The organism is Moorella sp. E308F, from assembly GCF_006538365.1.
GTDB lineage: Bacteria > Bacillota > DSM-521 > Neomoorellales > Neomoorellaceae > Neomoorella.
The window spans coordinates 1,164,501-1,188,883 of record NZ_BJKN01000001.1 but is presented as its reverse complement, the minus strand read 5'-3'; the positions used below and the strand labels follow the sequence as shown (position 1 = coordinate 1,188,883).

Here is a 24,383-nt window from a genome sequence, read left to right as displayed (position 1 = left end):
GAACTGGAGGTAAAAAATGAAGCGTATTGTCATTGCTCCGGATTCCTTTAAAGAAAGCCTGGACGCGCCCGCAGTTGCGGCGGCTATAGCTGAAGGTATCAAACGGGTTTTCCCGGAGGCAGAAACCGTCACCGTGCCCATGGCCGACGGCGGTGAAGGTTTAACAACTACCCTGGTAGCCGCAACCGGCGGCCGGATAATCACCACCACCGTCACCGGTCCCCTGGGGGAACCGGTTCGGGCCGCCTGGGGTATCCTGGGGGATGGTACCACCGCCGTGGTGGAAATGGCCCAGGCGTCGGGCCTGCCCCTGGTACCCCGGGAAAAGCGTAACCCCCTGTTTACCACCACTTACGGTACCGGTGAGCTCATCCGCCAGGCCCTGGACGCCGGCTGCCGGCGGTTAATTGTGGGCATCGGCGGCAGTGCCACCAATGACGGCGGCGCCGGTATGGCCCAGGCCCTGGGGGTGAAACTTCTCGATGCCAGGGGACAGGATATCGGGCCGGGCGCTGCCGGGCTGGAGGAACTGGAACGCATTGAAATCCAGGGTCTGGACCCGCGGGTAAAGGAAGCGGAAATCCTGGTAGCCTGCGACGTGGACAACCCCTTATGCGGCCCCCGGGGAGCATCGGCGGTCTACGGTCCCCAGAAGGGCGCCACGCCGGAAATGGTCCCCCGCCTGGATGCCGCCCTGGCCAGGCTGGCGGACACAATTGAGCGAGACCTGGGGAAAGACGTCCGGGAACTGCCCGGAGCCGGTGCCGCCGGCGGCCTGGGAGCCGGCCTGGTAGCCTTCCTGGGCGCCGGCTTGCGGCGTGGTATTGAACTGGTTATAGAAACCGTAGATCTCGACGGCATCCTGGCCAGGGGCGCCGACCTGGTCATCACCGGCGAAGGAGAAATCAACCACCAGACGGCCTTTGGTAAAGTTCCCGCCGGCGTTGCCCGGGTGGCCGGGAAATACGGCATCCCGGTGGTCGCCCTGGTAGGTTCTATCGGCGAAGGTGCCGGCACCGTCTATGACCACGGCATTAAGGGCTTTATGAGCATCGTCCCCCGGCCGGTACCTTTAGCATACTGCCTGGAAAACGCCGCCACCCTCCTGGCCGATGCTGCCGAACGGCTGGTGCGGCTGCTTACAGTGATGAATAAATAAAGGCATTAAAAGGCCTCTTCCCCGGCAAAACTAAAGAAAAAGTCAGGGAGGAGGCCCCTTATGCCTGATATTTCTTTAAGGATGGGTACCGCCATTACCAGCAGCGATCTAGCCCGGGTGCGGGACGTCCTGCCGGAACTTAACCCGGGAGACCACCTTACTATTACCATGGAGGCCGCCGATGCCCATCAGGCGGACCTGTTAATAAAGCTTTTAGAGGATTACGGCCTCGACTATCAGGGCCGCGGCGACAGCGACGGCAGGACATACCATGTCATAGCCCGCCGCCGGGAAGCCACTTGAGAGGGGTAAATCGATGGATTTCTTGCAGGCAGTAAAAGAAAGGTATACCTCCGATACCTTTCCCCGTTCCCTAGGAATTGAGCTCCTGGAACTGGCCCCCGGCTATGCCCGGGTGGCCATGACCATCACGGAAAACATGCTCAATTTTCATGGCATCGGTCACGGAGGCGCCATTTTTACCCTGGCCGATACGGCCTTAGGATTAGCCAGCAACTCCCACGGCAACCCGGCCGTAGCTATTTCGGTAACTATTAATTACCTGGCACCAGCCCGGGCAGGAACACGGCTTGTAGCTGAAGCCCGGGAAGAGCACCTCACCAGGCGGACGGGCGTTTACCGGATTACTGTAAACAGCAGCCAGGGCGAAGCCATCGCCGTGGTACATGGTACCGTTTACCGGAAGGATAAAAACCGGGGTCCTTAAAGCTAGGAATCCTGTAGCTCCTAACAAGCAGGTACCTCTTAAGCCAGTAATTGCCTTACCATTTCGTTGGCTTTCTTGCCGTCGGCCCGGCCGCGGATTTTAGGCATCAAGGCGGCCATTACTTTCCCTATTTCCTTGCTCGACTGCGCCCCTACTTCGCTGATAGTCTGCTGGATGATGGCTTTTAGTTCGCTGTCGCTCAGCTGCTCGGGCAGGTAGTCTTCCAGGACTTTGATCTCCGCTTCAGCCTGCCGGACCAGGTCTTCCCTTCTCCCACGGGCAAACTGTTCTAAAGCTTCCTTTCTCATTTTTATTTCCCGCTGGATAACGGCAGCCATCTCTTCGTCCGAAAGGGGATGCATTTTTTCGATCTCGGCGTTTTTGATACTGGCCAATACCATGCGGATAGTCTGCAACCGGATTTTATCATGGTTTTTCAAGGCTTCTTTCATGTCCTGCTGAAGTTTTTCCTTCACTCCCTGATTGGCCTCCCTTAAATTCAGGTAGCTATTGACAATATGGTAAACTATATTTTTACCGGAGTCAATTTCTGCGGTGTTGTCCGAGAATTAACAGAGGCCGCTCAGGTTGTTACTTACTCTTCCTAATTTCCACTTTGCCCTGTCCTTTAACCTCAATTTTAAAGCAATCTTCTTCTTTCCATTTAAGCTCATCCAAAACCCTTCGCGGCAATTGAACCTTTCCGTTGTGCCCTATGTAGGTCAAGTATATTATTCTACCCACGAAAAAAGCCTCCTCAACCCACTTGCTTTAACGTTATCCGACTTAGCACTCTATAAGTAAGGTCGTCGTTTGAATGCAGGAGCCACCCGCGTCGCAAGGCTTCGCTAAGAAACCTCAAAGCACCGCCATCAAGCTTCAGGGTACCGGGTACGAAGTCGAGGACTATACGTTTCCCCTTTGATTCCAGTACACTTACATATTCCTTATATCTCATCCAATCGGTTTCCCGTACTTCCACCATGTACCTAACATCGACGTCTGTTACGTCCGGATATCCAGCTATACACTCATAGAGATCTTGATCCTCCATATCGCCCTCTACAACTACTAGTATGGCATCGGGAACTACCTGCCCGCTGAGCAATTCGTTCTCCGAAGGCCGCGAAAACTTCAATCTGCCCATGTCTTCCAGCCGTTTCAGTATCACAAACCCTCTGGCGGCACGCATTTCTGAAGACCGGTCAAGCCCAACCCGCACGAGCAATTTTTCACAGGTATTGTCATTCTCCCGCGCAGAAATGAAACTTCTGGCAAAGGCGCGCTCAAGCTCGTTCACGATCGTACTGTATTCCGGAGGAACATAATTCTCCAGCCCTTCCTCAACACCATGTATCAGCGCCCTTAAGACATCTCCGGATTGAAGCAAAAGGTTGCAGACACTTTCGCTTATCACCACTTCACCTTTCCGAATACTGTCAAGTAAAGTTTCCATCTTATGGGCGAACTCTGCTACATCTTTAAGTCCTGCACAAGCGGCTGAGCCTTTGAGGGTATGGGCAATCCTGAAAATCGCATCAATGGTCCTATTATCGCTTTCCTCTAACTTTAAAAACAGCTGCTCTAACATGTCCAATTGCTCGTGAGCTTCGTTTAAAAACTCACGCAGCAAGTCAATCTCCACAGGAGTTTACACCATCCTTCCGACGACACTAGTATCTAAAATCAGAGCAATGTCCCCGTTCCCTAGTATTGCCGCACCAGTAAACAACTTCAAATGGTAAAGCTGGGACGGTAGGTTCTTTAACACTACATCTTGTTCGCCTAAAACTTTGGGCGCGGCTATTGCAACACCTGCCAGCAGGACTATTAGTGTAAGTTCATCGCTTTCTACCTCCTCTACCTTAGTGTCAAGTACACGAGAAAGCCGGACCACGGGGTATATGGTTTCCCTCAAGACAACTACTTCACTCTTTTTTAAAGAGTGAAGCCTGGAGGCTTCTACCTTTACGATCTCTTTTACCTCCCCTACCGGGATTCCGTACAGACCGCCGCAATCCAAGAGTACAACCTTTGTTATGCTCAGCGAGATAGGCAGTTCCAGGGCTACCTCTGTGCCACCCCCCACCTCGCTGCGCACCTTTACCTTCCCACCTTACCGTTCTACCGTTTCCCGGACTACGTCCATGCCTACACCCCGTCCGGAAACCGCACCGGCCTCGTCCTTTGTACTAAAACCAGGTGCAAATATGAGTTCCAAAGCCTCGTTAAAGCCCATCATCTCTGCCTGTTCTTCAGTTATTAATCCACGGCTCACCGCCTTACGCTTGACCACCTCAGCGTCAATCCCCGTACCGTCGTCTTTCACCGTAATAACCACGTGCTCCCCCTTGCGTTCCGCTCTCAAAAGCAGTTCTCCTTCCGGGGGCTTCCCTGACCGAATTCTGTCTTCGGGCCCTTCTAAACCGTGATCAATAGCGTTACGGACTAGATGGAGAAGAGGCTCGTATATAGTAGCGGCAACGTTACGGTCTATGGTAACTTCATCGCCGAGAACTTTAAACTGTACCTTTTTCCCCAGTTCCTGCCCCAGTTCTCGTACTACCCGGCGGAACCGCTCAAACACAAAACCCACTGGCATAAGCCGCATATCCATAATTACATCTTGAATCCCCCAGCTTGTTCGACTAAGCGCCGACTGGTATTCTTTGAACTCCCTTACCATTTCAACCGGCAAACCCAGCTCTTCGAGACGTTTTATTAAGTGAGCGAGCACGTTGGTGCTAACTATAAGCTCGCCCGCCAGAGCTAAAAGCTTGTCTATTTTACCCTGTTCTACCCTGACCGTCTTGGTTTCTACCATCTCCCGGCCCACATCACGCGCTATACGGGTAGTATCGGTCACGACCGTTTTGCCCTCTAAGTAGTCCCTTATTAGCCGCTCGGATGGTTCTATGTTTTGTTCGGACCTGACTACAATTTCCAGGCTGTATTCTTCGCCGTAATCCAAGAGATTTATCTGTTCAAGCCACCCTTTTTCCTCCATCTCCCGCAGCAAAGGCCACACATCGCGGCTCCCAAGCTCGTGAGCCGTAATCCTTAAAGTTTTGGACCCCTTCTCCATATTACGCTCCCTCGCCAAAGACGGCTTAACTTTCCTCGTTACTACTTCTGGTAAATAATAGCATTTTTAAACCGCACCGGCTTAAAAACAGTTGTTATCCGGCTCATAGACTCTGAATGTCCTAAGAACACATATCCTCCGGGCTCCAGGGCCTGATAAAAGTGCAAGACCACCCGCCGCTGGGAAAGGTCGTCAAAATATATCAGGACATTGCGACAGAATATAGCGTGAAAGCCCTTCATCTTGCGCATTCCAGCATCGTCTACAAGATTTAAGTGGGAAAACTTCACCTTTCGCTTCAACAAGGAAGATATAGTGTATTTATCACCCAAAGGGCTAAAGTATCGCTTAAGATAGACTTCAGGCACCTGGCGGACAGCATAGTGATTATAAATGCCTTTTTCGGCTTTATTTAATACCTCCGTATCTATATCGGTAGCGTATATCTCCCAGTGTATGTCGGGCGCCATCTCCTGCATTACGATAGCCAGGGTATAAGCTTCTTCACCGGAGGCACATCCCGCACACCATATCTTGACGCCGCTGCGTCCTACACCGTTCCGGCACCAGAGAGGTACGATTTCTTCCGCCAAGCACTTCAACTGTTCATACTCGCGGAAAAAGTAAGTTTCGTTAACGGTAATACTGTTCAGCAGTTCCTGCCGCATCTTGCCCGTACTGTCAAACCTCAGGGCTCCCAGGTAAGCTGTAAAATCCTTGAACCCGTACTTCTCCACCTGCTGCCTGGCGCGTTTCTCTACATAGTAGACTTTGCTGTCCTCAAAGTAAATACCTGATTCTTGATATATGTACTCCCGCAGGCGTTCAAACTCTGCCTTAGTCATCGCCCTTCTCCTTTGATACTCTTAGCAGGCAATTTTACGCCCGTCATAAGCTCCCAGGACACCTGCTTCGGCCTAAAGCATGAACCGTTATTACCCTCCATCGCGGCCAGTATCCCGAAGGAGGGCCGCAAAAATACCTAAAGCCTTCTCCCATCAACACCTACCTGTTTCCGACTTTCCGCCGTATAATGTCCGCTATCTCATAACTGGGGGCTACTACGTCCGCGCCCCCACGTTCTATCGCGGCACGGGGCATACCCCACACTACCGCCGTCTCCTCGCTCTCGGCTACAGTCCAGCCGCCGCGCTTTCTTAATTCTACCATCGCATCCGCACCGTCGTCTCCCATTCCTGTAAGGAGGACCCCAATGATACGCTTGGGGTCGAACGCCTCCATCAAAGCGCGCAAGGTTACATCTACTGAAGGCCGAAATTCGTCGTCCTCCGGCCTGAGAGATAAATAGCAGGTAACAGCCCCACCCTGCCGCCTGAACATAAGATGGTAGCCCCCAGGAGCAATTACCGCCAAGCCGTTGCTCAATCTCATTCCCTCCTGGGCTTCACGCACATGCAGGTTGCTACAATGATCGAGGCGTTGCGCAAAGCTGGCAGTAAAGCGCGGCGGCATGTGCTGTACTACTACCACTCCGGCAGGCAGGTCCCCGGGCAGGTACGGCAGTATATCCTCCAGAGTCCTGGGCCCTCCCGTGGATACGCCTATCATTACTACCCAGTCCAGGTCCGTGACAGTAGTTACCGGGACTCGTTTTTCCACACGGGGAACCCTTCTACCAGGCGTTCTCGTACGCACCCGCGCTTTAGCCGCCGCCCGCACCTTACCTATAATCTCATCCGCAAGCCGGCTTATACCCAGCGATATGGTGCCGTCCGGTTTCGTTATAAAATCCACCGCCCCCAGCTCGAGGGCCTCTAGCGTTATAAGCGCGTCCTTCCTGGTTAACGAAGATATCATGACTACTTTGGCCTTTGTCTTCGCGGTTATATGCTGCAGGGCGGTAAGGCCGTCCATCCCCGGCATATTGATATCCATGGTAACCACGTCGGGCTGGAGGGTAATGGCCTTCTTCGTACCCTCCAGCCCATCCCGTGCCACGTCCACTACTTCGATATCGGGTGCTCCTTCTAATATTTGCCTTATAACTCTTCGCATGAAAGCCGAATCGTCTACTACGAGTACCCGTATAGGCTTCATCTGCCGCTATCCGTCTCCTCCACCGCTTCTATAAGTTTGTCGCGCTCTTCCCAGGACAGTACACGCGCCGGGTCTAAAAGTATTACGTTACGCTCGCCGCCAAACTTGGCTATCCCTGCAACGAAAGACTGGATACTGTCCTTCACTAAAACTTGAGGCGTGGCTTCAATGCTGCTCATACTAATTTTGGCTACTTCCTTTACGCCGTCGACCATCAGGCCCATCACTGATGTATTCCCTTCGCAGATTAAAATTCGTACCTGTTCATCTATTTCTCTCTCGGGATAGCCGAATTTGCACCGCAAGTCGATAATGGGCACTATACTCCCTCGAAGATTCAATATCCCCTTCACAAAGTCCGGCATCCTGGGTACGACGGTTATACGGCCTGCGCGAATTATCTCACGGACGCTGTCTATGGGCAGAGCAAACTCTTCCTCATCCAGGAAAAAAGTCACAAGCTGCCGCTCCTCTTCCAACACCCTCCGGCTAGAAGCACCTGCTTCCTCTGTTCCTCCCTGTTCCCATTCCGTAAGAAACGCAACATCTCGTAACAGTCTAGAGGCGTCAAGTACAAATAACATGCGCTCGTCTGCCAGCCGGCATATGGCAGCAAATTCATCCCCGGCACAACGCACCACGGAAGGCACCGGTTCCAATATCCGCTCTGCCACTCTCAAAACTTCAGCTATGCTGTCCACTACTAGACCAACGGCTACTCTCTTGCCTTCCCCTACGTACGCTACTACTATTCTGCCACCAGGAACATCACCCTCCGGAAGGCCGAAAAGCTTCCTCATACTGATGAGGGGTAAAACCCTGTCCCGCAGCGACACCAGTCCCAGGACATAGGGAGGAACATCAGGTACTACATTCCAGTTTTCCGGCAAATGCACTATCTCTTGAACGTCAGCGATGTCCAAAGCGTACTCTTCTTTTCCTACCTGAAAGGTCAGAAGCTGTTGCTCGTTTTCCTCGGCACTACTTTCTTCTTTAGCACCAGGGTTCTCGTAATCTTTATTGCCTTTGATAGAAGTTATCCTGCTGTCGTTTAAACCTATATCTTTAAGCATATTGTCCATATCTATAAGAAGGGCAAGCTTGCCCTCGCCCACACGGGCTGCCCTGGTTACGTAACCTCCAGTATCACCTTTTTCCCGGAATTCCTCTACGGCTTCCCTGGGAATATCTATAACGCCTTCTACCCGGTCCACTACATAGCCCGCCTGCTTCCCTCCAGCATTAACAACTATCACCCGGTTGCTCTCGTCATCATCCGTAGCGTTTATACCTAACCGCAGGCGGGTGTCATAAATCGGGAGAATGTTGCCCCTCAGGTTGGCGAGCCCCCGCATGTACGGGGGCGTTAGGGGCACCTTCACCACGTACGGAACGCGAATGATCTCCTGGAGGTACTCTATTGCTATGCCGTAGCTTTCCTCGCCCAAGCGAAACACCACATATTGGTCAGAGCTTGCAACCGACCCACCGGCTACTGCCATATACTTTCCTCCTCGTTTACCCCTATTCCTTTAGCCCTGCTGGAGCTCGTCCGCCATGGCTGCAATCTCCTCGATAGCCTGGGCAAGCTCCTTCATGCCTTCCGCTTGCTGGCGGCTGGCGACGGCTGCTTCTTGTGCCGCCTTACTGGCTTCCTGGGCAGACGTGGCTATCTGTTCTACTCCTTTGGCTGCTTCTTCCACCCTCAGGAGGCTTTCATCAGCCTGCTTTTTAACCGTTTCCACCCCTTCTACGACCACCCGCATATCGGCTTCGATAAGGTCAAGGTCGGACGTTGTCTTTTGAGCTTTTTCCGCTTCCTTTTGAACTACATCTCCAATAGTAGTAATGTCCCGGAGTACGTTCATTACTTGCTCTTGAATACCCTTTACCATTTCCTTAATCTGCTCAGCATTGCGGGCACTCTCCTGGGCAAGGTTCCGGATGTCTGAAGCTACTACCGCGAACCCCTTGCCGTATTCACCCGCCCGGGCTGACTCAATAGCGCCGCTTACTGCCAGCATGTTGGTCTGGATGCTTACGCTCGCAATGGTGTCTACTATCTTGTCGATCATGCGGGCGTTCCGCTCCAGCTGGTTAACTTTCTGTACGTTCTCAAGGTTGGTTGCTGCTGCCTGCCTGATGCCTTTAATCAGCTCATTTACCCTGACTTTATTTGCAGCCAGCAAGTCGCTGAGCTCCTTTGCTGCCGCTCTGGAATCATCGGCCTCCTTCGCAATTACTCCCATCGATTTTTCGATCTGCTTGATGGCGACGGAGGCTTCCTCGGACGCTGAAGCCTGCTGCTCTGCCGATTTCGCCATCTGATTTAGGGCCGCATTAATCTCTTCTGCCGAACGGCTGGCCTCCTCAATGGCCGAGGATAGTTCTTCTGCCGCCGCCGCCAGGCCCTCTGCTGACTTGACCACATCGGTCGAATGCTTGAGTTCATCAGCTAAATCTGCTAAATTATTGCTATTATTGCTTATTTCGTTTAGTGCCTGGACCTGTTGTTGAACCCCCTGCAAGGCCTGCTCGGCGGCGCTGGCCTGCTCCTCAGCATTAGCAGCTATCTGTTCACTACCTTTCTGGAACTCGGCTACCGCTTTTTCTACTTCCGTGACCAGCTGCTCGATTCTGGTAGCTCCTTCCACTACATTGGCTACAGAAGCGGCTATCTTCTTAAGCTCTTCCGTGATGGCCTTGCCTTTTTCCGTCTCACCCCTGGCTACCTCAGCCGCCTTGTTGATGGCTTCAGCCACCGTTCGCACGTCTTCCTGCACGCTACCGACTATCTTCCGAATGTCGCTGGCCGCTTTCTCGGAAGTCTCTGCCAAGGTTCTTACCTCGTCCGCCACTACAGCAAACCCGCGGCCGTGCTCCCCAGCCCGCGCCGCCTCAATCGCAGCGTTCAGGGCTAGAAGGTTGGTCTGGTCAGCTATCCTTACCACGGTGCGGACAATCTCGCCAATCTTGGACGCTTCTTCTTCCAGCTTTGCTACCAGCATAGCCGACTCCTCGCTCCTGGCGGCGCTGGCGTCTACCCCTTGTATCAGGACCTCAATATCCTCACTCGTGCGGCTCACCAGGTTTCTAATGGCTTCACAACGAGTGAGAGATTCCCGGGTCTGCTTTACCGACACCTTGGCAGCTTCGCCAATAACCTGAATAGCGGACAGGGACTGCTGGGTAGCACCGCTGGCCTCTTGTGCTCCGCTGGCTATCTGCTCCATGGCAGTGCGCAATTCTTCTACTGCATTGGAAGCCTCTTCTACGCCAGAAGAAAGTTGTTCCGTCGCGCTGGCTATCCGCTCGGCAATCTGTTGTTGCTTCGCAAAAGTACGTGCCTGCCTCCTCCGTAACTCCATTTCCTTTTTGTCACTTTCTTTGACTGCTCCACTCTTACTGGTATCGCTGTATATCCCTCGACTAGCAGAAGGTAATGGCTCTAGTGTTTTGGTGGCATCAATAGCCATGGTTATCAGTCCTCCTGAATTTAATATTTTAAGTGTTATTAAATAAATTTAAATGCTATTTTCAACTATTTATCCGTTTATTTCCATTTTTCATGTAGCCATCCCTCCTTGCCCATTTCTCCAAAAACAATACCTCGGGCAAACTGTCCCGTTAAAAAACTTATGAGCGTTTCTAACCCTAAGTACCGATACTTGTCTGGTTCGCAAGGTATCCCTTCGATATAAACTTTGTTTGGGTAGGATACTGAGTAAAGGAAAATAATTTCCGTCTAACAAAAAAATAAGGGGACAGGTTACCTGTTCCCTCTAAGAGCCAACATAATTCCCTTCGTCTCTAAGAAGGTCCACCGGCAACCTGACAGCCATAGCTTATACAAGCCTTAGGCCCACGGCTTTGCGCCCCAGTCTTTCGACTGGTTTGCCCTTAACGGTGTCTGATAACAACCTTTTTAACTTTTGGTATTACCTGGCTTACTCACAAAAATGTACACCCTTTATTCCCAGGAATAATTCTTATTATTCTTATTCACCGTTTCTTCCTGTATAGACAGATCCGTGAGCGGTAGAACTTTGCCCTCTCTAATCCGGCTTGTTAGTTCTTCATACGCAGCTAACAGCTCGTTAATTTCTTCTTCAGTTAATGGGCCATCAACCATATTTCGCTCCCCCTTAAGATGTCCAACGACTTCTAGCAGTCGACGTTGCCCAGTCTGTTACCCTATTTAAAAAGCTCAGGACTTTATTTTAAGGGTGAGGATGCCGAAGTCCAGCGCATGGTTCGGCTCCAAGGTGTTGCTCCAGACCGCGGCCAGATGCATAATCAGCGGCAGCAATGGCAATATTTACTCCCGACGATCAACCGCCCATCGCCCTTCTCCCGCTCCGAGCACCATGGAAGGCATAGAGCTCGTCGGCAAAGAGCTCCTCAACCGGTCGGTTAAGGGCCCGGGCGATGCGGAGAGCGGTACTCACGGAAGGGTTTTTGTGCCCCTTCTCAATATTGGTGTAGGAAGCACGTCTCAACCCCACCTGGTGGGCCAGTTCTGATTGTGTCAGGCCGGCCTTGAGCCGCGCCTTGCGCAGGGCAGTGCGCATCGGCTGCCTCCTTTTCAGGCGTATCACTCGCCTTTTTGTGCCTTTAGGAAACATTATATGTGCTCTTTTGGGAACTTGTCAATAGAAGATGGCTGCCCACATAAAAATCTTGTCGAACGATGAAGGCTCATGAATTCTAGTGGCAGGTGTTCGGCAACCGGCCTCGTATCCTTATTAGCAATGGCACCACTACTGCGGCCAGCTGTGATTTAAAAGGGTTTCTCACAACACTTCTAAAAGGTTATAATTGGATAAGTATATTTATGTTGCAGCTCCGGGACGGTTTTTCATCCTAATCATAATGCTAAACTGTCCCTTTATTAATATTCCGCTGTGAGCGAGCGTTCTCCATAGGTTATATTTTAAGTAAGGGCGGGATTCTATGCATATAATGTTTCCATTGGAAACCTAGGCTCGCAGTAAAATATCAAGACCCTGAATTGGAAATGTTATTGTCTCAAAGTGTAAAAAGGCAGTAGGTAGTGCAGGAGGTGATGAAACTGCCCCGCTATCGGTTCTACCGTGATTGTCCCAAAGGTACCGCAAGGATCAAACACTTTTTACAAAAACATAAATGAGCAGCTGGAAATTTAACCATTGGTCATATCATACAAGCCACGGGTAAAACTCACATAGGCCTTCGTTTTGCGATGCCGCATTATCACAATAACTAGGCTTCATCTGCCCTCTTGGACCTCATCATAAAAAATGAAAATCTAAGAGAGCAGAAGATTTAACAAGCTAGAAGCAAATTATTGAGATAGGTGGTGATAATCGTGCTGAAGTTCGGGGAGTCTCTAAAGCAGTTACGCCAGCGGAGGGGCCTGCGGCAGGAAGATGTGGCCAAGATGGTCGGCGTAGAGCGTCCCACCGTAGCCAACTGGGAGCGCGGGACAAAGCAGCCAGGCCTGGAGACGCTGATTAGACTTGGCCAGCTTTTTGGTGTTTCCTTGGACGAGCTGGTAGGGCTCGGTAAAGCCACCGACCATTTACCCCTGGCCAACTATTATTCCCTGGCCGACGACCCGCTGGTCAAACTACTGGCCGAACGGACCGGCGTCCCGGCCAAGAACATCGCCGCCTTTATCGCCGCGCTCCAGGTCTCAGACGATGTTTTACCGTAACTCTTTAAACCTTCCCATTTCATTTCCGTCCAAGTGTGCTGTTTGCAAGTAATCCCCCTAGAAACACGGCATAATCACCGATGGGACTGCAGAGCACGAATCTCCTCTATAGTAAGTTTCTGCCCATGGTATTTTTCAATTTTTCGCCAGCTATTATTGCTGGTCTTAATGAGAACTTCCGTAATATCGCCATAGATTTGAGGAGTATGCGGGGTGAGTATCAATTTTGGGGGATATCGCTGCTACACGGTTGCCATAGAAGCAAATACTAAGCCCTCTGGTAATCCCCCAGAGGGCTTGATTTCACCACGGGGTAAAATCCTTTGCTTCATTACCCCAAACTTGCCGGAGGTCGACCTCGGTAAGCGTGTCCAATTCCGTCATAGAGGCATCTCCTCAATGAAATTACCCCTTGCTTCAATGAAAAGAAGAAACCTTTCTAATTCCCTTCTTGTGCGCTCCCAAACTTCCGCAAGGTTATCCAGTAAAGGCTTTATGCGGGCAGGAGAAAGACGGAAGGTATATATATTGCGCACAACGTGACGGAAGCCCCTGTATTCATCCAGGCTGTTCCTGGTTTCCCTGGAGATGACAGGGGGACGTATCAGTTCAATCTCAACCGCCATCTGGTGCAAGAGCTCTGATGCCAGTTTTGCCCCTCCGGCTTACTTTGCTCCAGATTGATGGCAACTAGTTCAAAAATCCTCTCCAGCCCCGTATAAAAGCTGTGAAGATTAAAAGCTACGCTGTCAAGGTAAAAATCATCGCCTGTAAGTTGATAGCGTTCCTATCCGGTTCGGGCGCGGTCGACGGCCTGCTGGATTTCAGCGAGCTCCTCTCGGATGCGGCCGACCAGGGCAAGGTACTTCTTTTTCATAGCTCAACCCCTTCGCTTTCTATAGCCCTGCGTAAAGATGCGCGGCAGTCTTCCGGGTCAACTAGGTCAACTTTAAACTTTTCACTAAGACCCGTCACCGCCCCCACTGCGGCGTAGAACCGGTTGTCCGGGATGCCCCACGCCGCCAGGTCAACATCGGACCAGTGCGAAAAGCGGGATCGATCAACCAAAGAGCCGAAGGCCACCACTTTTTGGGCACCATATCGCTCTTTTAATATGGCCGCAGCTCGGACAGCAACCTGCCAGGCTTCCCTATAAAGCTCGGTTAGGAAAGGGTCAGTTTTTGAATAATCGTCGGTAAAAGTCAAAGGGTATTTTTTCGCATAATAAGCAGCCAGTTCGTCAGGTTGGGTACCCATATTTTAGCCCCCCTGTAGCCGGCAACTCATGACTGCCGGCCCTGGGTTGCAGGTGAACAAAATGTGAACAGCTTCCTGTTTCTCCTAACAGGAAGCTGTTCACGATGCTTGAAGCCCTTGAAACTGCTTAACTATCCTGGTGGGCACGGCAGGGATTGAACCTGCGACCTCTTGAATGTGAGTCAAGCGCTCTCCCACTGAGCTACGCGCCCCTATAAAACCTTGTGGTGGACGTGAGGGGATTCGAACCCCTGGCCTCTAGAGTGCGATTCTAGCGCTCTCCCAACTGAGCTACACGCCCTTACTATCAATGCAGGTTTTATTATAATCTTTTCGCATAAGCCTGTCAAGGTCGACTTAATGGATAAATTTTACATCTTTTTCCATCGACAGCAGGATTTAGCCCTTGCCTGGCGAATATTATAACCGGGAGGGAAAACAATGCGCCGCCGGATAGTTTGGCTGACGATCTTCTTTTTTTTATTGGCCGTTAATATTCCCGCCTCCGGGGCCGTGGATATAAAAGATGCCTTACGGCAGCGCCTTCAGGACAGCCAGAACCAGGAAAGCCGTATCCTGCAGGATATCCTGCGCCTGGACGCGCGCTTACAAAAGATCACTGCCGAGAACCAGGAGCTGGCAAAACGCCTGGAAATTGTCCAGGAAGAGCTGCGGGCTGCCCGGGCCGCACTGGACCGGGCGGAGGCTGATCTGGCTGCCGGGCGCCGGGATTTCGGCCGCAGTTTACGCTTTTTTTACATCTATGGCTCTTCTCCCTTTATAACGGCTGCTTTTTTAAGTAACAACTTGCCTGATTTTTTTATCCGCTGGGAATTATTAAAGCACCTGGCCGGTCATTTCTTCGGTATCGTCCGTCATAACCTGGCCCTGGCCAGCCTGGCCCGGGAAAAAAGCAGCCTGGTGGCGGCCAAAGAAAGGGAACTGCAACTGGCCCGGGAAGCCTGCCTGGCGGCTCAAAAAAATCTGGCGGCACTAAAGGAAGAACAGGAAAAGAAGCTTAAAGCCCTGCGCCAGCAAAATACCACCTGGGCCCGGGACCTGCTGGCCCTGGAGAAAGCCTGGGCCGGAGCCCTGCCGGCTTTGCAATATCTTTTGCAACAGTTGCCAGCCCTGCCCTGGCGAAGCTTACGGCCGGATTCTATTCAGGTTAATTTAGACCGAGGCGAGGTAGTAGCTGCCTTCAGTCAGCAAAACCTCAATAAAACCCTACTGGGTTCGCAAGAACAACTGCGGGACATCCGCCTGTTCCTGCCAGGTGAAGTTATAAAAATACCGGGACCTGACTTTGAGATCCAGGGTACCCTCCAGGTTTATGGCCCCCACCAACTCCTATTTACCCCGCAAAATGTGGCCTTCGCCGGCCTGCCCCTTGATCCCTCCACCTGGACCGAGCTCCTGCCGCGGGACAAGCTGATCCTGAATTTACCGCCCCCGGATTATGGTTTAAAGTTTAAAAATATATCCCTGGAACCGGGAAAGATGGTACTGATCCTGGAAAGATAACAACCAGTACGAAACCCGGCTTCAGTGCCAAGCCGGGTTTCATCTAAAGCCCCTCGGAGGCTTCCCAAGCTAACGGTAATTTCTGACCCTCATACTGTTGTAGCACTCCCGGCAGTATACCGGCCGGTCGCCACGGGGCTCAAAAGGCACTTCCGTAATGGAACCGCACTGGCTGCAAATAGCCCTGTACATCTGCCGGGGACCGGATCGGAAATCGTTGCGCCTCTGGCTACCGCCCTGGCGCGCTTTCCGGGCGGCCCGGCAATCGGGACACCGGGACGGTTCGTTGGTAAAACCCTTTTCAGCGAAAAATTCCTGCTGGCCGGCCGTAAAGATAAACTCTTTGCCGCATTCTTTGCAGGTCAAGGTTTTGTCCTGATAAAACATCTTACTTCTCCCCACAAGATAGTCTCCCTAAAGCTAACGGGCATGTACCATACTTACCAGGGCTATCCCAGGGGAGATAGTTAGTAGTAGGCCAGGCCAACGTTCTTTAGAGGCTCTTTTAGTATAGCGTACCTCCTAAAATTTTGCAACTCCATTTAAACCTGTAATCTTAAAATTCAGGGATATAGGCCGTTGTAGCTGTCTCTAGCTCCTGATAATAGCCATTTTCAAGGCCAAGGTTTTCAAAGTAGTCGAGGACTGTTTCATATTCGGCAGCCGTAAGCGTGCAGAAATGCTTTAGCTACCTTCGGCAGATCTCCGGCCCGGCAAAAACCGCGTTCACCGGCCAGGCAGTTAACCCCGCAGGCCCGGGGACAGAGGTTGCAGTGTTTTAATACGTCCACCTGCCGCTTTTATCCTCCGGTTAACGGGTTACCCCCATGCCGTTAATGATTTTATCAAGCATGGCGTCCAGGGTGGTAATCATCCTGGCCGCGGCTTCGTAAGCCCGCTGGTACTGGATCATATTAGCCATTTCTTCGTCCAGGGAGACACCGGAGATGGATTCTTTACGGTTGGTTAGCTGGTCCACCAGGACGCCCTGGTTGGTGGTCATGCGGACGGCTTCATGGGCGTCGACGCCCAACTTGGCGGTGAAGTTTTTGTAGTAGTCGTCGAAGGTGGCATTGGAAAGACTTGGTATCAACTTATGTTGCAGTTGGGCTATGGCCAAGGCAATGCTGCCGTCGCCTGGCCCACCCCCGGCGGTTGCTGCTGCAATTTTGGTAACATCAGCTTGAATATTAGGGTTTACTTGGATATTGGCTGCTGTAATCGAGCCTCCATCCTCAGCAACGAAAAAATCTTCTCCTCCTGTTCCGGATAAATCCACACCTTTTTTATGTTCATTATTCACTGCCGTTGCCAGTTCGCCGGCCAGAGTGTCTAGATTTGTTAAATAGGTTTCTACTTCACTCTTGACCTTTTGTAAACCAAACAACTCGCCATTAGAAATAGTTAAAGGTGGTTGAGTGTCCTCCTCTACCCAACTAACATCTGAACCTGAAGATTGAAGTTTATGAATGGTAGTACTGCCATCTACCTCTTCTACTAAGTTTCCTCCACCACCTAATGTAATGGTAATGGTGCCGTTACTAGATGTAGTAACAGTAAAATCAATCATCTTACCCAACCTGTCCAGCAACAAATCCCTTTGATCCAGCAGATCGTTTGGCTGGTCACCGACGGTGACGATATTTTTGATCTGCCCGTTTAGATCCGCTATCTGCTGGGCCAGGGAGTTTATTTCTTTGACCTTCAATTCAATAGTCTGGTCAATATCGTTCTTAATCGTTTCTAACTGGGCGGCGCTGTGGTTAAAGGCCTCCGCCAGGGCGTTAGCCGTTTCAACTACTGTGGTCCTTACGGGGGAACTTTCGGCGTACTTGGAGAGTTCCTGCCAGGCGGCCCAGAACTGGCTCATCAGAGTGCTCAGGCCGGTGTCTGAAGGCTCGTTAAAGACAATCTCCACCTGCTCTAAGACATCCTGGATCTGCTCCCACTGCCCCAGGGTTCCGGTTTCCCGGCGGATCTGGGTGTCTAAAAATTCGTCCCGCATACGGCGAGTTTCCTGGCTGTCGACACCGGTGCCGATTTGCCAGCCCTGGCCGCCGGGATGGTTCATGGATGGGACGGGATAGGCTGGCAGGGTAGCCAGAACCACCCGCTGGCGGGTGTAGCCCTCGGTGTTGGCGTTGGCGATATTGTGGGCAGTCGTGTAAATGCCCCGCTGCTGGGCCTGCATGCCGCGCAGGGCAGTGTTAAAGCCAAAAAATGTTCCTGGCACTGCTCTTCACCCTTTACTACGGAACTAATCACAGCCAAGCCGGCAAAACCCCGCCCTCAAGATGCGGGGCAAGTACTTTATCTACACCAACCGGTCCATGACAACGGGAGCAGGGACCGTCGGCATCAGCAAGGCCAGCATCTTCTGCACATAAGCCAGGGACTGACGCGCCAGCAGGCGGTTCGTCTCGTTGGCTTCCTGGAGTTCCCGCACCGCCTGCCTCAAGAGGTCACGCAGTTTTTCTATTTCCTGTGTACCAGGCTGGCCGGCCATCACCTGCTGCCGTTCCTCTTCCAGGACCGCCAGGCGGCGGGCCAATTCTCCTTTTCTCCCGGCTGCTTCCCGGATGGCCGTTATATTGTCAGCCACCAAGGCGTCCTGCTCCTGCCGGCAAACTGTCAGCAGTTCCCGCACTACATCCAGCTCTGCCTGCAACACTGTTGCCAGTTCCCTCACCGGCCTATCTCCTTCAAGATGGCGCCGGCCAACTCTTCCAGCGATACGTTATAAGTTCCTGCGGCTACGGCGGCACGGATGGCTTCTACCCGGCCGGCCCGGGTATCATTTACTTCCTCCAGGTGGGTCCTTAATTCCCGGATAAGCTTGCTTCCGGCCGATAGCTGGACGGTGTCGGCGCTCGCGGGAGCTTTATCCACTCGATCCTGCCCTTTAACGCCGGCAGACTGCTGGTAGGCTGCACGCACCCGGTTCCAGGATACTACCGGTCCCTGTCCTGTAATCTTCAAGCTCTTACACCCCTGTTCGGTGTTTTTCAGCTTATATAAGTTTTATATCGGTAAGTTAGCAATGATCTTTACCCGGCCGGGAACAGGTAAATATCCAGTGCAAGTACAGGAAATTAAGGGCGCGACGCAACCAGGGATACAATAGCCCCGGCTATGGCCGGCAGGGGCAGGACCTGGTCGGCCAAGCCGGCTTCCACCGCTGCCCGGGGCATGCCGTAGACGATACAGGTCTCTTCATCCTGGGCTAAAACCTGGCCGCCCAGCTCCTTAATAGCCTTGAGGCCGCGGACGCCGTCGTTCCCCATACCCGTAAGTATCACCCCCAGGCTCCTTTTGCCGTATATCCTGGCCACGGAGAGCAGGAGCACGTCTACTGAGGGCTTAAAGAGGGTGGGCACTTCAGCCTCTTCAGCCAGCTGCACCCGGACGCTGCCGGCGTGCCGTTCCAGGAGCATTTGTTTACCTGCCGGGGCAATGAGGGCCAGTCCGGGCCGGACAACATCCCCTGCCCTCGCTTCCCTGATTTCCAGGGCCGCCAGCTCATTTAAGCGCCGGGCCAGGGGGCCGGTAAAGCCAGGGGGCATGTGCTGTACAATTACGATGCCGGCAGGCAGGTCGCCGGGCAGGGCAGTCAGGATCTGCTGCAGCGCCGCCGGCCCTCCCGTGGAGGTGCCAATGGCTACAACCTCTACACTGTCCCGCCGGGGAGAAATAAAAGGTGCCGGGATAATTTCCCGGCAAGGTTTACCCCGGCAGAGACGCCCTAGCGGCACCCTGGCCGCAGCCTTAATTTTTTCCGGCAGGATCCTGGCCAGGTCTTTTATGTCTCCGGGTTTTACCGGTTTCAGGACAAAATCTACGGCACCCAGCTCCAGGGCTTGAATGGTCACTTCAGCCCCGGCAGCCGTATGGGCGGAAAGCATGATGACGGCCACCGGAGTGCTGGCCATTAGGTTTTTCAGTGTCGTCAGGCCGTCCATGACCGGCATTTCCAGGTCCAGGGTTACCACCTGGGGCTGCAGGGAAGCGACTTTTTCCAGGGCTTCCCTGCCGTTACGGGCATAACCCACTACCTGGATGCCGGGGTCAGCTTTTAAGATGTCAATCAGCAACCGCCGGCTAAAGGCGGAATCGTCAACGACCAGTACCTTAACTGGCCAGTTCACGGCTAGCCTCCACCCCCAGGTCATTCACCAGGCTGCGGACATCCAAGATCAGGGCCACGCTGCCGTCGCCCATGATGGTGGCCCCGGCAATGCCCGGTATCTTACCGATAAAATTCCCCAGGGACTTGATGACAATCTCCTGCTCGCCGATAAGGTTGTCGACAATAAAGCCGATCTGTTTTTCCGCCAGGCCGACAATAACTACGGCATAATTTTCCCCCGCCGGTACAGCCCCGGCCACGCCCAGGGCTTGACCCAGGTATATGAGGGGAAGCACCCGGCCGCGTACGACTACCACCTGCTGGCGATGGACGTACTGGATGTCGTCCGGGGTGATGCTGATAATTTCGACCACATTGGCCAGGGGGAAGGCATAGACTCGCCCGCCGGCCTGGACCAGGAGGGAACGGTTAATGGCCAGGGTCAGGGGCAGCTTTATGGTGAAACACGTCCCCCGGCCGGGGGTGGTGCGGATGTCAATGGTACCGTTGATCTTTTCCAGATGGTTACGAACAATATCCATGCCCACACCGCGGCCGGAAACATCGGTGACCTTATCTGAGGTGGAAAGGCCCGGCAGGAAGATGAGATCCAGGGCTTCCCGGGGACCAAGCCTGGCGGCCGCCTCACGACTGATCAGCCCCCTGGCCACGGCCCTGGCTTTTATCTTTTCCGGGTCCATACCGGCGCCGTCGTCTTCTACGGTTATGACAATCTGGTTTTCCTGGTGGAAGGCCCGCAGGCGAACCGTGCCGTGGCGAGGCTTGCCGGCTTTCAGCCTGGCTGCCGGCTCTTCAATGCCGTGGTCGATGGCGTTGCGCAGCAGGTGGATGAGGGGATCGCCGATTTCCTCAATAACCGTGCGGTCCAGTTCCGTTTCCCGGCCTTCAATAATAAAGTCGATCTCTTTGCCGGCCTTCCGGGCCAGATCCCGGACCATGCGGGGGAAGCGGTTGAAGACCTGGTCAATAGGAAACATGCGCGCTTTCATGATCTCTTCCTGGAGGTCGGAAGTAATGCGGCCAATGTGCAGGGAGACTTCTTCCAGGGTTTCCAGGAGCTCTTCGTTGCCCAGGCGGGCTTTTAACCCGTTGCCCACTTCGGCCAGGCGGGTGCGATCAATGACCAGTTCACCGACCAGGTTCATAAGGTTTTCCAGGCGCTGGACATCTACCCGTACTGTCTGGGTGACGCGCAGCTCCCCTGTCCGGCCATTAGCCCTGGCGCCAGGCGCATCCATGCCCTTGTCGGCGGCAGGGACGGCCGCTGCCGCCTCATGTTCATCCGCGAGGACGATAGGCCGCACCGTTACATCTTTAATTTCTGATATAGACTTGACGATATTGGCCAGGGTGTCGGCATCTTCCCGGCTGACAATGAGCAGGGTAAAAGTATCGTAAAATTTTTCGGCTTCCAGGTCCTGGGTATGGGGGACGCTTTTGATAATCTCACCGGCGTCCTTGAGATTGTTGAATACCAGGTAAGCCCGGGCCGCCTTCATCTGGCAACCTTCTTCGAGCTGCACCCGGATCTCATAAGGCTGAAACCCTTTCACCTGAGCTGCGCGGATGACATTCTCCTCAACATCGTCGAGGGTGAGGGCCTCGTCGCCAGGTGCCTTTTCCCGACGACTGGCTCCCGCCTCGCCGGACAGAACGGCTTCCAGGCGGGCAACTATATCTTCTACCTCGCCCTCTTCTCCGTTGCCGGCAGCAATGCTGTCTTTTAACAGCCGCAGTCTATCCAGGCTGGCCAGGAGGATGTCAATGATCTCCCGGGAAACGGAAAGCTTCCCCTGGCGTAAGAGTTCTAGCACGTTTTCCATGCGATGGGTGAGGGTGGCCAGACGGTTAAAACCCATGGAGGCAGAAGATCCCTTCAGGGTATGGGCCGCCCGGAAGATGGTGTTTAGCAGGTCAAGGTCATCGGGGGTTTGCTCCAGCTTGACAATGGCTTCATCCAGCTGTTGGAGCTGCTCCCCGGCTTCATCGAGGAAAATACCCAGGTACTGAGACATGTCCAGCTCGCTCATCTTGCATCCACTCCGGCAGCTATTTCCTGCTCCAGCTGGCGCTGCTCGCTCTCACGCAGCACCCGCTCTAGATCCAGGAGGATAATCAGCCGCTCATTCCACTTGCCCACACCCTTGAGATAGGCTACATCAATGCCGCTTATCATGGGAGGAGGCGGCTCAATGCTGGTAGCCGGCAGGCGCAACACTTCAGAAACGGAATCGACAATCATGCCCACCGTCACCCGCCCCAGTTCCACCACCATAATCCTGGTATTATTCGTGATGTCGGCCCGTGGCAGATCAAAGCGTTTATGGAGATCAATCACCGGGATGATGCGGCCGCGTAAGTTGATTACCCCTTCGATAAAAGCCGGGGTCCTAGGAATCTGGGTAATGTTTTGCATGCGGATGATTTCCTGGACGTGGTTAATATCAACGCCGTAAGTTTCACTGGCCAGCTGGAAAACAACCAGCTGGATTTCCGCTGCTGTTTCCGTTGCCATAAGTATCCCACCCCTCTTTATCTCACAGGTAAATTCTGCATTGCTAGGGAAATTCCTTTAAAAGCAGGTATATTTTTATCTCCGTTGGCCAGGCTAAAGTTGCTGGCAAAACCTGATTCCGAGTAACCGGTCGTTCAGACTGAGTTTCCCCGCCCTGATTATAAATAATGGAGGGAGCAATGAATATGCCTCCTCAAGTCAAGTGCCGGGTGGCCAATTGCATCTACTGGCAGGACGGCAACTGCCACGCCGACAGTATTACCGTGGCCGTCCAAGGAACGCCAAATACCTCCAGCGCCCACAACGACCGCGATACCGAGTGTGAAACCTTCCAGGCCCGCGTCTGAAACAGGAGGCGGGAGCAAAAAGTCGTAGACAGGCACTATTATAGCTTGAACCGGGCCACCGCCTTTTCCAGGTTACCTGCGGCAACGGCCAGCTGCTGGGCCGCCTGACTGATCTGGTCCACGGCTGCCGTCTGCTCTTCCGTGGAAGCGGAAACCTGCTGGGTGCTGGCAGCCATCTCTTCAATACCGGCGGCTATACTTTCGACCCGTCCTTTGACCTGGCGGGAACCCGCATACATTTCTTCCGCCTTAACAGCTACATTTTTGATCTTGCTTACCAGGGTTTGGATGGACTGTTCAATGGCGGCGAAAGCCATACCCGTACGGCCCACCACTTCCGTACCCTGGCGGACATCCTTAGAGCCTTCGGCCATGCTGTTGACCACGCGCTCCGTCTCCCGCTGGATCTCCTGCACCAGGCCGACAATCTGTTTGGTGGCTTCGGCCGACTGCTCGGCCAGTTTCCGCACCTCATCGGCAACGACGGCAAAGCCGCGTCCCTGTTCCCCGGCCCGGGCCGCTTCAATGGCCGCATTCAGGGCCAGGAGATTGGTCTGCTCGGCAATGCCGGAGATAACACCTACAATCTGGCCAATCTGCTGGGAACGGGCTCCGAGCTCCTCTACAGCCCCGGCCAGGCTTTCCATGCGCATGGAGATGGCCTCCATTTGCTGGGTGGCTTCGGCCACCGCCCGGGCACCTTCGCTGGCCTTAGCTGCGGCCTGGTCGGAGGCGGCTGCCATATCCTCGGTGTTGCGATGGACTTCTTCCACCCTGGTCACCTGGGCGTCAGTCGCGGCCGCCGTCTCGCTGACCTGCTGGGCCTGGTCTTCGGCGCCTTTGGCCATTTCCTGGGTGGTGGCGGCCACCTGGCGGGCGGCGTCCCCCAGCTCCTGGGACATGCGGGCCAGGTCCTGGCTGGCCGCGGCCACCTGGTTAGTCATCTCCCGCACCTGGCCGATAAGCTGGCGCAGGTTTTCTCCCATAGTGTTAAAAGCAGCGGCCAGCTTGCCCACCTCATCGTTGGTTATAACTTGAAGGGGTTCGGCAGTGAGATCACCGCCGGCGATCCGCGTAGCGTAGGCAGCTACCTGGCCCAGGGATTTACCGACCATGCGCCTGATAAACCATGCTACCAGCAGCCCCAGAATCAGAGCCAGGAGAAGGCCGCTTACCAGTACTGCCCGCGCTCCCGTCACAGCGGCCGTTAGCCGGTTTTCGGCTAGGGTGTTTTTATCGATCATTCCTTTGGCCATGTGGTTGGCGATATTGTTGATGTTATCCAGGGAGGCCCCCATCTGGAAACTCAAAATAGGCAGGGCCGCCATGCGGTCTTCCTGGCTGGTGTTGACGATGCTGTTCTTGAAGGTATCGGTAAAACTCTTGGCAGCCTGGGTCATGGCCGCGAGATACCCGGCCACCTGGCTGTCGAGTTGTTGTTGTTCCAGCCGGGCGCGGGCGTCATTGAAACGCTTCATGGCGTCGTCAAAGGCCGCCACATGGGTCTGGGAACCATTGATTATGTAATCGGTGGCCCGGCGGTAGGCATCCCACACGGCGTTGGTCATCTCGGTAAAGAGCATGTTCTGCTCATGGGCCAGGGTTACTTCCCGGGAAAGCCGGTCTACCTGCTGGAGATTAAAATTGACATAGACCACTACGGCAACAAAAATCATAATGATAAGGATAAAGCCGGCTGTTAATTTCCTTCCCAGCCGCCAGCGGCTGAAAAAACCTACCCGGGCCTTTACCGGGCGGGGTAATCCGGGCGGCTCTTGACCCGCCGGTTGCCCTGCCCGGCCTTTCTTTTTAAATAAGTGCAAACGCATAAATGGAAACCCCTCCTCCGGTTGGTTAATAAATAATAAA

General features: G+C 53.5%; 27 protein-coding genes, 2 tRNA genes, 1 pseudogene and 1 riboswitch. Of the genes and pseudogenes, 6 read left to right on the top strand and 24 right to left on the bottom strand.

Translation table 11 applies throughout. The features are described from left to right. Window positions 1–16: 16 nt before the first annotated feature. The 3 genes from E308F_RS05980 to paaI are packed head-to-tail and all read left to right on the top strand — an operon-like array spanning window position 17 to window position 1,886. The gene (locus E308F_RS05980) at window positions 17–1,159 is read left to right on the top strand and encodes a glycerate kinase (RefSeq protein ID WP_141263974.1); all 1,143 of its coding nucleotides are present in this window, start codon (window positions 17–19) and stop codon (window positions 1,157–1,159) included. 60 nt (window positions 1,160–1,219) lie between these two features. Continuing rightward, window positions 1,220–1,462, top strand: coding sequence for a hypothetical protein (locus E308F_RS05975; protein ID WP_141263973.1), 243 nt, complete (start codon window positions 1,220–1,222; stop codon window positions 1,460–1,462). A gap of 13 nt (window positions 1,463–1,475) precedes the next feature. Then, a complete protein-coding gene (gene paaI / locus E308F_RS05970; protein ID WP_141263972.1) occupies window positions 1,476–1,886 on the top strand; it encodes a hydroxyphenylacetyl-CoA thioesterase PaaI in 411 nt (136 codons plus the stop codon). 38 nt (window positions 1,887–1,924) lie between these two features. Here the strand turns inward: paaI and E308F_RS05965 are convergent, their stop codons facing one another. From E308F_RS05965 to E308F_RS05925, 11 genes are all read right to left on the bottom strand, one after another. After that, on the bottom strand, window positions 1,925–2,362 hold the full coding sequence (locus E308F_RS05965; protein WP_141263971.1) for a GatB/YqeY domain-containing protein: 438 nt from the start codon (window positions 2,360–2,362) through the stop codon (window positions 1,925–1,927). Window positions 2,363–2,477: 115 nt separating this feature from the next. Beyond that, window positions 2,478–2,630 (bottom strand): hypothetical protein, encoded by a 153-nt coding sequence (locus tag E308F_RS15780; RefSeq protein WP_172613434.1) that lies wholly within the window; start codon window positions 2,628–2,630, stop codon window positions 2,478–2,480. 13 nt (window positions 2,631–2,643) lie between these two features. Then, a complete protein-coding gene (locus E308F_RS05960; protein WP_141263970.1) occupies window positions 2,644–3,531 on the bottom strand; it encodes an Hpt domain-containing protein in 888 nt (295 codons plus the stop codon). A 6-nt stretch (window positions 3,532–3,537) separates the two neighbouring features. After that, complete coding sequence (locus E308F_RS05955; RefSeq protein WP_141263969.1) at window positions 3,538–3,987, bottom strand: chemotaxis protein CheW; 450 nt, start codon at window positions 3,985–3,987, stop codon at window positions 3,538–3,540. A 15-nt stretch (window positions 3,988–4,002) separates the two neighbouring features. Next, on the bottom strand, window positions 4,003–4,971 hold the full coding sequence (locus tag E308F_RS05950) for a chemotaxis protein CheA (protein ID WP_141263968.1): 969 nt from the start codon (window positions 4,969–4,971) through the stop codon (window positions 4,003–4,005). Between the two features lie 41 nt (window positions 4,972–5,012). Beyond that, entirely contained in the window at window positions 5,013–5,816 is an 804-nt protein-coding gene (locus E308F_RS05945; RefSeq protein ID WP_141263967.1) for a CheR family methyltransferase, read from the bottom strand. Between the two features lie 160 nt (window positions 5,817–5,976). After that, window positions 5,977–7,029, bottom strand: a complete 1,053-nt coding sequence (locus E308F_RS05940) for a protein-glutamate methylesterase/protein-glutamine glutaminase (protein WP_141263966.1) — start codon at window positions 7,027–7,029, stop codon at window positions 5,977–5,979. Then, window positions 7,026–8,531, bottom strand: a complete 1,506-nt coding sequence (locus E308F_RS05935) for a chemotaxis protein CheW (protein WP_141263965.1) — start codon at window positions 8,529–8,531, stop codon at window positions 7,026–7,028. Before E308F_RS05935 ends, E308F_RS05940 begins: the two co-directional genes overlap by 4 nt. Window positions 8,532–8,561: 30 nt before the next feature. Next, window positions 8,562–10,505: a methyl-accepting chemotaxis protein gene (locus tag E308F_RS05930; protein WP_141263964.1), complete on the bottom strand. Its 1,944-nt coding sequence runs from the start codon at window positions 10,503–10,505 to the stop codon at window positions 8,562–8,564. Window positions 10,506–10,851: 346 nt separating this feature from the next. Then, window positions 10,852–10,938, bottom strand: a riboswitch (cyclic di-GMP riboswitch). Window positions 10,939–10,999: 61 nt separating this feature from the next. Next, window positions 11,000–11,161 carry a hypothetical protein gene (locus tag E308F_RS15775; protein WP_172613435.1) on the bottom strand — a complete coding sequence of 54 codons (162 nt, stop codon included), beginning with the start codon at window positions 11,159–11,161 and terminating at the stop codon, window positions 11,000–11,002. Window positions 11,162–11,360: 199 nt separating this feature from the next. Continuing rightward, a complete protein-coding gene (locus E308F_RS05925) occupies window positions 11,361–11,600 on the bottom strand; it encodes a helix-turn-helix transcriptional regulator (protein WP_141263963.1) in 240 nt (79 codons plus the stop codon). Between the two features lie 776 nt (window positions 11,601–12,376). On the opposite strand from E308F_RS05925, the gene E308F_RS05920 reads away from it, so the two are divergent. Further along, a complete protein-coding gene (locus E308F_RS05920; RefSeq protein ID WP_141263962.1) occupies window positions 12,377–12,724 on the top strand; it encodes a helix-turn-helix transcriptional regulator in 348 nt (115 codons plus the stop codon). A gap of 380 nt (window positions 12,725–13,104) precedes the next feature. Here E308F_RS05920 and E308F_RS16120 read toward each other — a convergent pair. From E308F_RS16120 to E308F_RS05900, 4 genes and pseudogenes are all read right to left on the bottom strand, one after another. Then, a pseudogene (locus E308F_RS16120) lies at window positions 13,105–13,409 on the bottom strand (hypothetical protein). Window positions 13,410–13,597: 188 nt separating this feature from the next. Further along, complete coding sequence (locus E308F_RS05910; protein WP_141263961.1) at window positions 13,598–13,981, bottom strand: nucleotidyltransferase family protein; 384 nt, start codon at window positions 13,979–13,981, stop codon at window positions 13,598–13,600. 137 nt (window positions 13,982–14,118) lie between these two features. Further along, a tRNA-Val gene (locus tag E308F_RS05905) sits at window positions 14,119–14,193 on the bottom strand. Window positions 14,194–14,206: 13 nt separating this feature from the next. Further along, window positions 14,207–14,282: transfer RNA gene (locus E308F_RS05900), tRNA-Ala, on the bottom strand. A 140-nt stretch (window positions 14,283–14,422) separates the two neighbouring features. Between E308F_RS05900 and E308F_RS05895 the strand changes: the two genes are divergently transcribed. After that, complete coding sequence (locus E308F_RS05895) at window positions 14,423–15,505, top strand: coiled-coil domain-containing protein (protein ID WP_141263960.1); 1,083 nt, start codon at window positions 14,423–14,425, stop codon at window positions 15,503–15,505. A 69-nt stretch (window positions 15,506–15,574) separates the two neighbouring features. On the opposite strand, the gene E308F_RS05890 is transcribed toward E308F_RS05895, so the two are convergent. The 8 genes from E308F_RS05890 to E308F_RS05855 form a co-directional block, all read right to left on the bottom strand. Beyond that, window positions 15,575–15,892, bottom strand: coding sequence for a zinc-ribbon domain containing protein (locus E308F_RS05890; RefSeq protein ID WP_141263959.1), 318 nt, complete (start codon window positions 15,890–15,892; stop codon window positions 15,575–15,577). Between the two features lie 263 nt (window positions 15,893–16,155). After that, on the bottom strand, window positions 16,156–16,296 hold the full coding sequence (locus E308F_RS15770; protein ID WP_172613848.1) for a hypothetical protein: 141 nt from the start codon (window positions 16,294–16,296) through the stop codon (window positions 16,156–16,158). A gap of 20 nt (window positions 16,297–16,316) precedes the next feature. Further along, window positions 16,317–17,738: a flagellar hook-associated protein FlgK gene (flgK, locus tag E308F_RS05880; RefSeq protein WP_141263958.1), complete on the bottom strand. Its 1,422-nt coding sequence runs from the start codon at window positions 17,736–17,738 to the stop codon at window positions 16,317–16,319. A gap of 81 nt (window positions 17,739–17,819) precedes the next feature. Continuing rightward, window positions 17,820–18,194, bottom strand: a complete 375-nt coding sequence (locus tag E308F_RS05875) for a flagellar protein FlgN (RefSeq protein WP_141263957.1) — start codon at window positions 18,192–18,194, stop codon at window positions 17,820–17,822. Continuing rightward, window positions 18,191–18,484: a flagellar biosynthesis anti-sigma factor FlgM gene (gene flgM / locus E308F_RS05870; RefSeq protein ID WP_141263956.1), complete on the bottom strand. Its 294-nt coding sequence runs from the start codon at window positions 18,482–18,484 to the stop codon at window positions 18,191–18,193. Before flgM ends, E308F_RS05875 begins: the two co-directional genes overlap by 4 nt. 113 nt (window positions 18,485–18,597) lie before the next feature. Then, the gene (locus E308F_RS05865; RefSeq protein WP_216364459.1) at window positions 18,598–19,650 is read right to left on the bottom strand and encodes a protein-glutamate methylesterase/protein-glutamine glutaminase; all 1,053 of its coding nucleotides are present in this window, start codon (window positions 19,648–19,650) and stop codon (window positions 18,598–18,600) included. Next, window positions 19,634–21,682, bottom strand: a complete 2,049-nt coding sequence (locus E308F_RS05860; RefSeq protein WP_141263954.1) for a chemotaxis protein CheA — start codon at window positions 21,680–21,682, stop codon at window positions 19,634–19,636. The genes E308F_RS05865 and E308F_RS05860 overlap by 17 nt, the downstream gene beginning before the upstream one ends. Next, the gene (locus tag E308F_RS05855; protein WP_141263953.1) at window positions 21,679–22,167 is read right to left on the bottom strand and encodes a chemotaxis protein CheW; all 489 of its coding nucleotides are present in this window, start codon (window positions 22,165–22,167) and stop codon (window positions 21,679–21,681) included. The genes E308F_RS05860 and E308F_RS05855 overlap by 4 nt, the downstream gene beginning before the upstream one ends. A gap of 185 nt (window positions 22,168–22,352) precedes the next feature. Here E308F_RS05855 and E308F_RS05850 point away from each other — a divergent pair, with 185 nt between their 5' ends. Next, window positions 22,353–22,514: a DUF1540 domain-containing protein gene (locus tag E308F_RS05850; RefSeq protein WP_141263952.1), complete on the top strand. Its 162-nt coding sequence runs from the start codon at window positions 22,353–22,355 to the stop codon at window positions 22,512–22,514. 38 nt (window positions 22,515–22,552) lie between these two features. Here E308F_RS05850 and E308F_RS16720 read toward each other — a convergent pair whose 3' ends face one another. Next, on the bottom strand, window positions 22,553–24,343 hold the full coding sequence (locus E308F_RS16720) for a methyl-accepting chemotaxis protein (RefSeq protein WP_141263951.1): 1,791 nt from the start codon (window positions 24,341–24,343) through the stop codon (window positions 22,553–22,555). Window positions 24,344–24,383 lie beyond the last annotated feature (40 nt).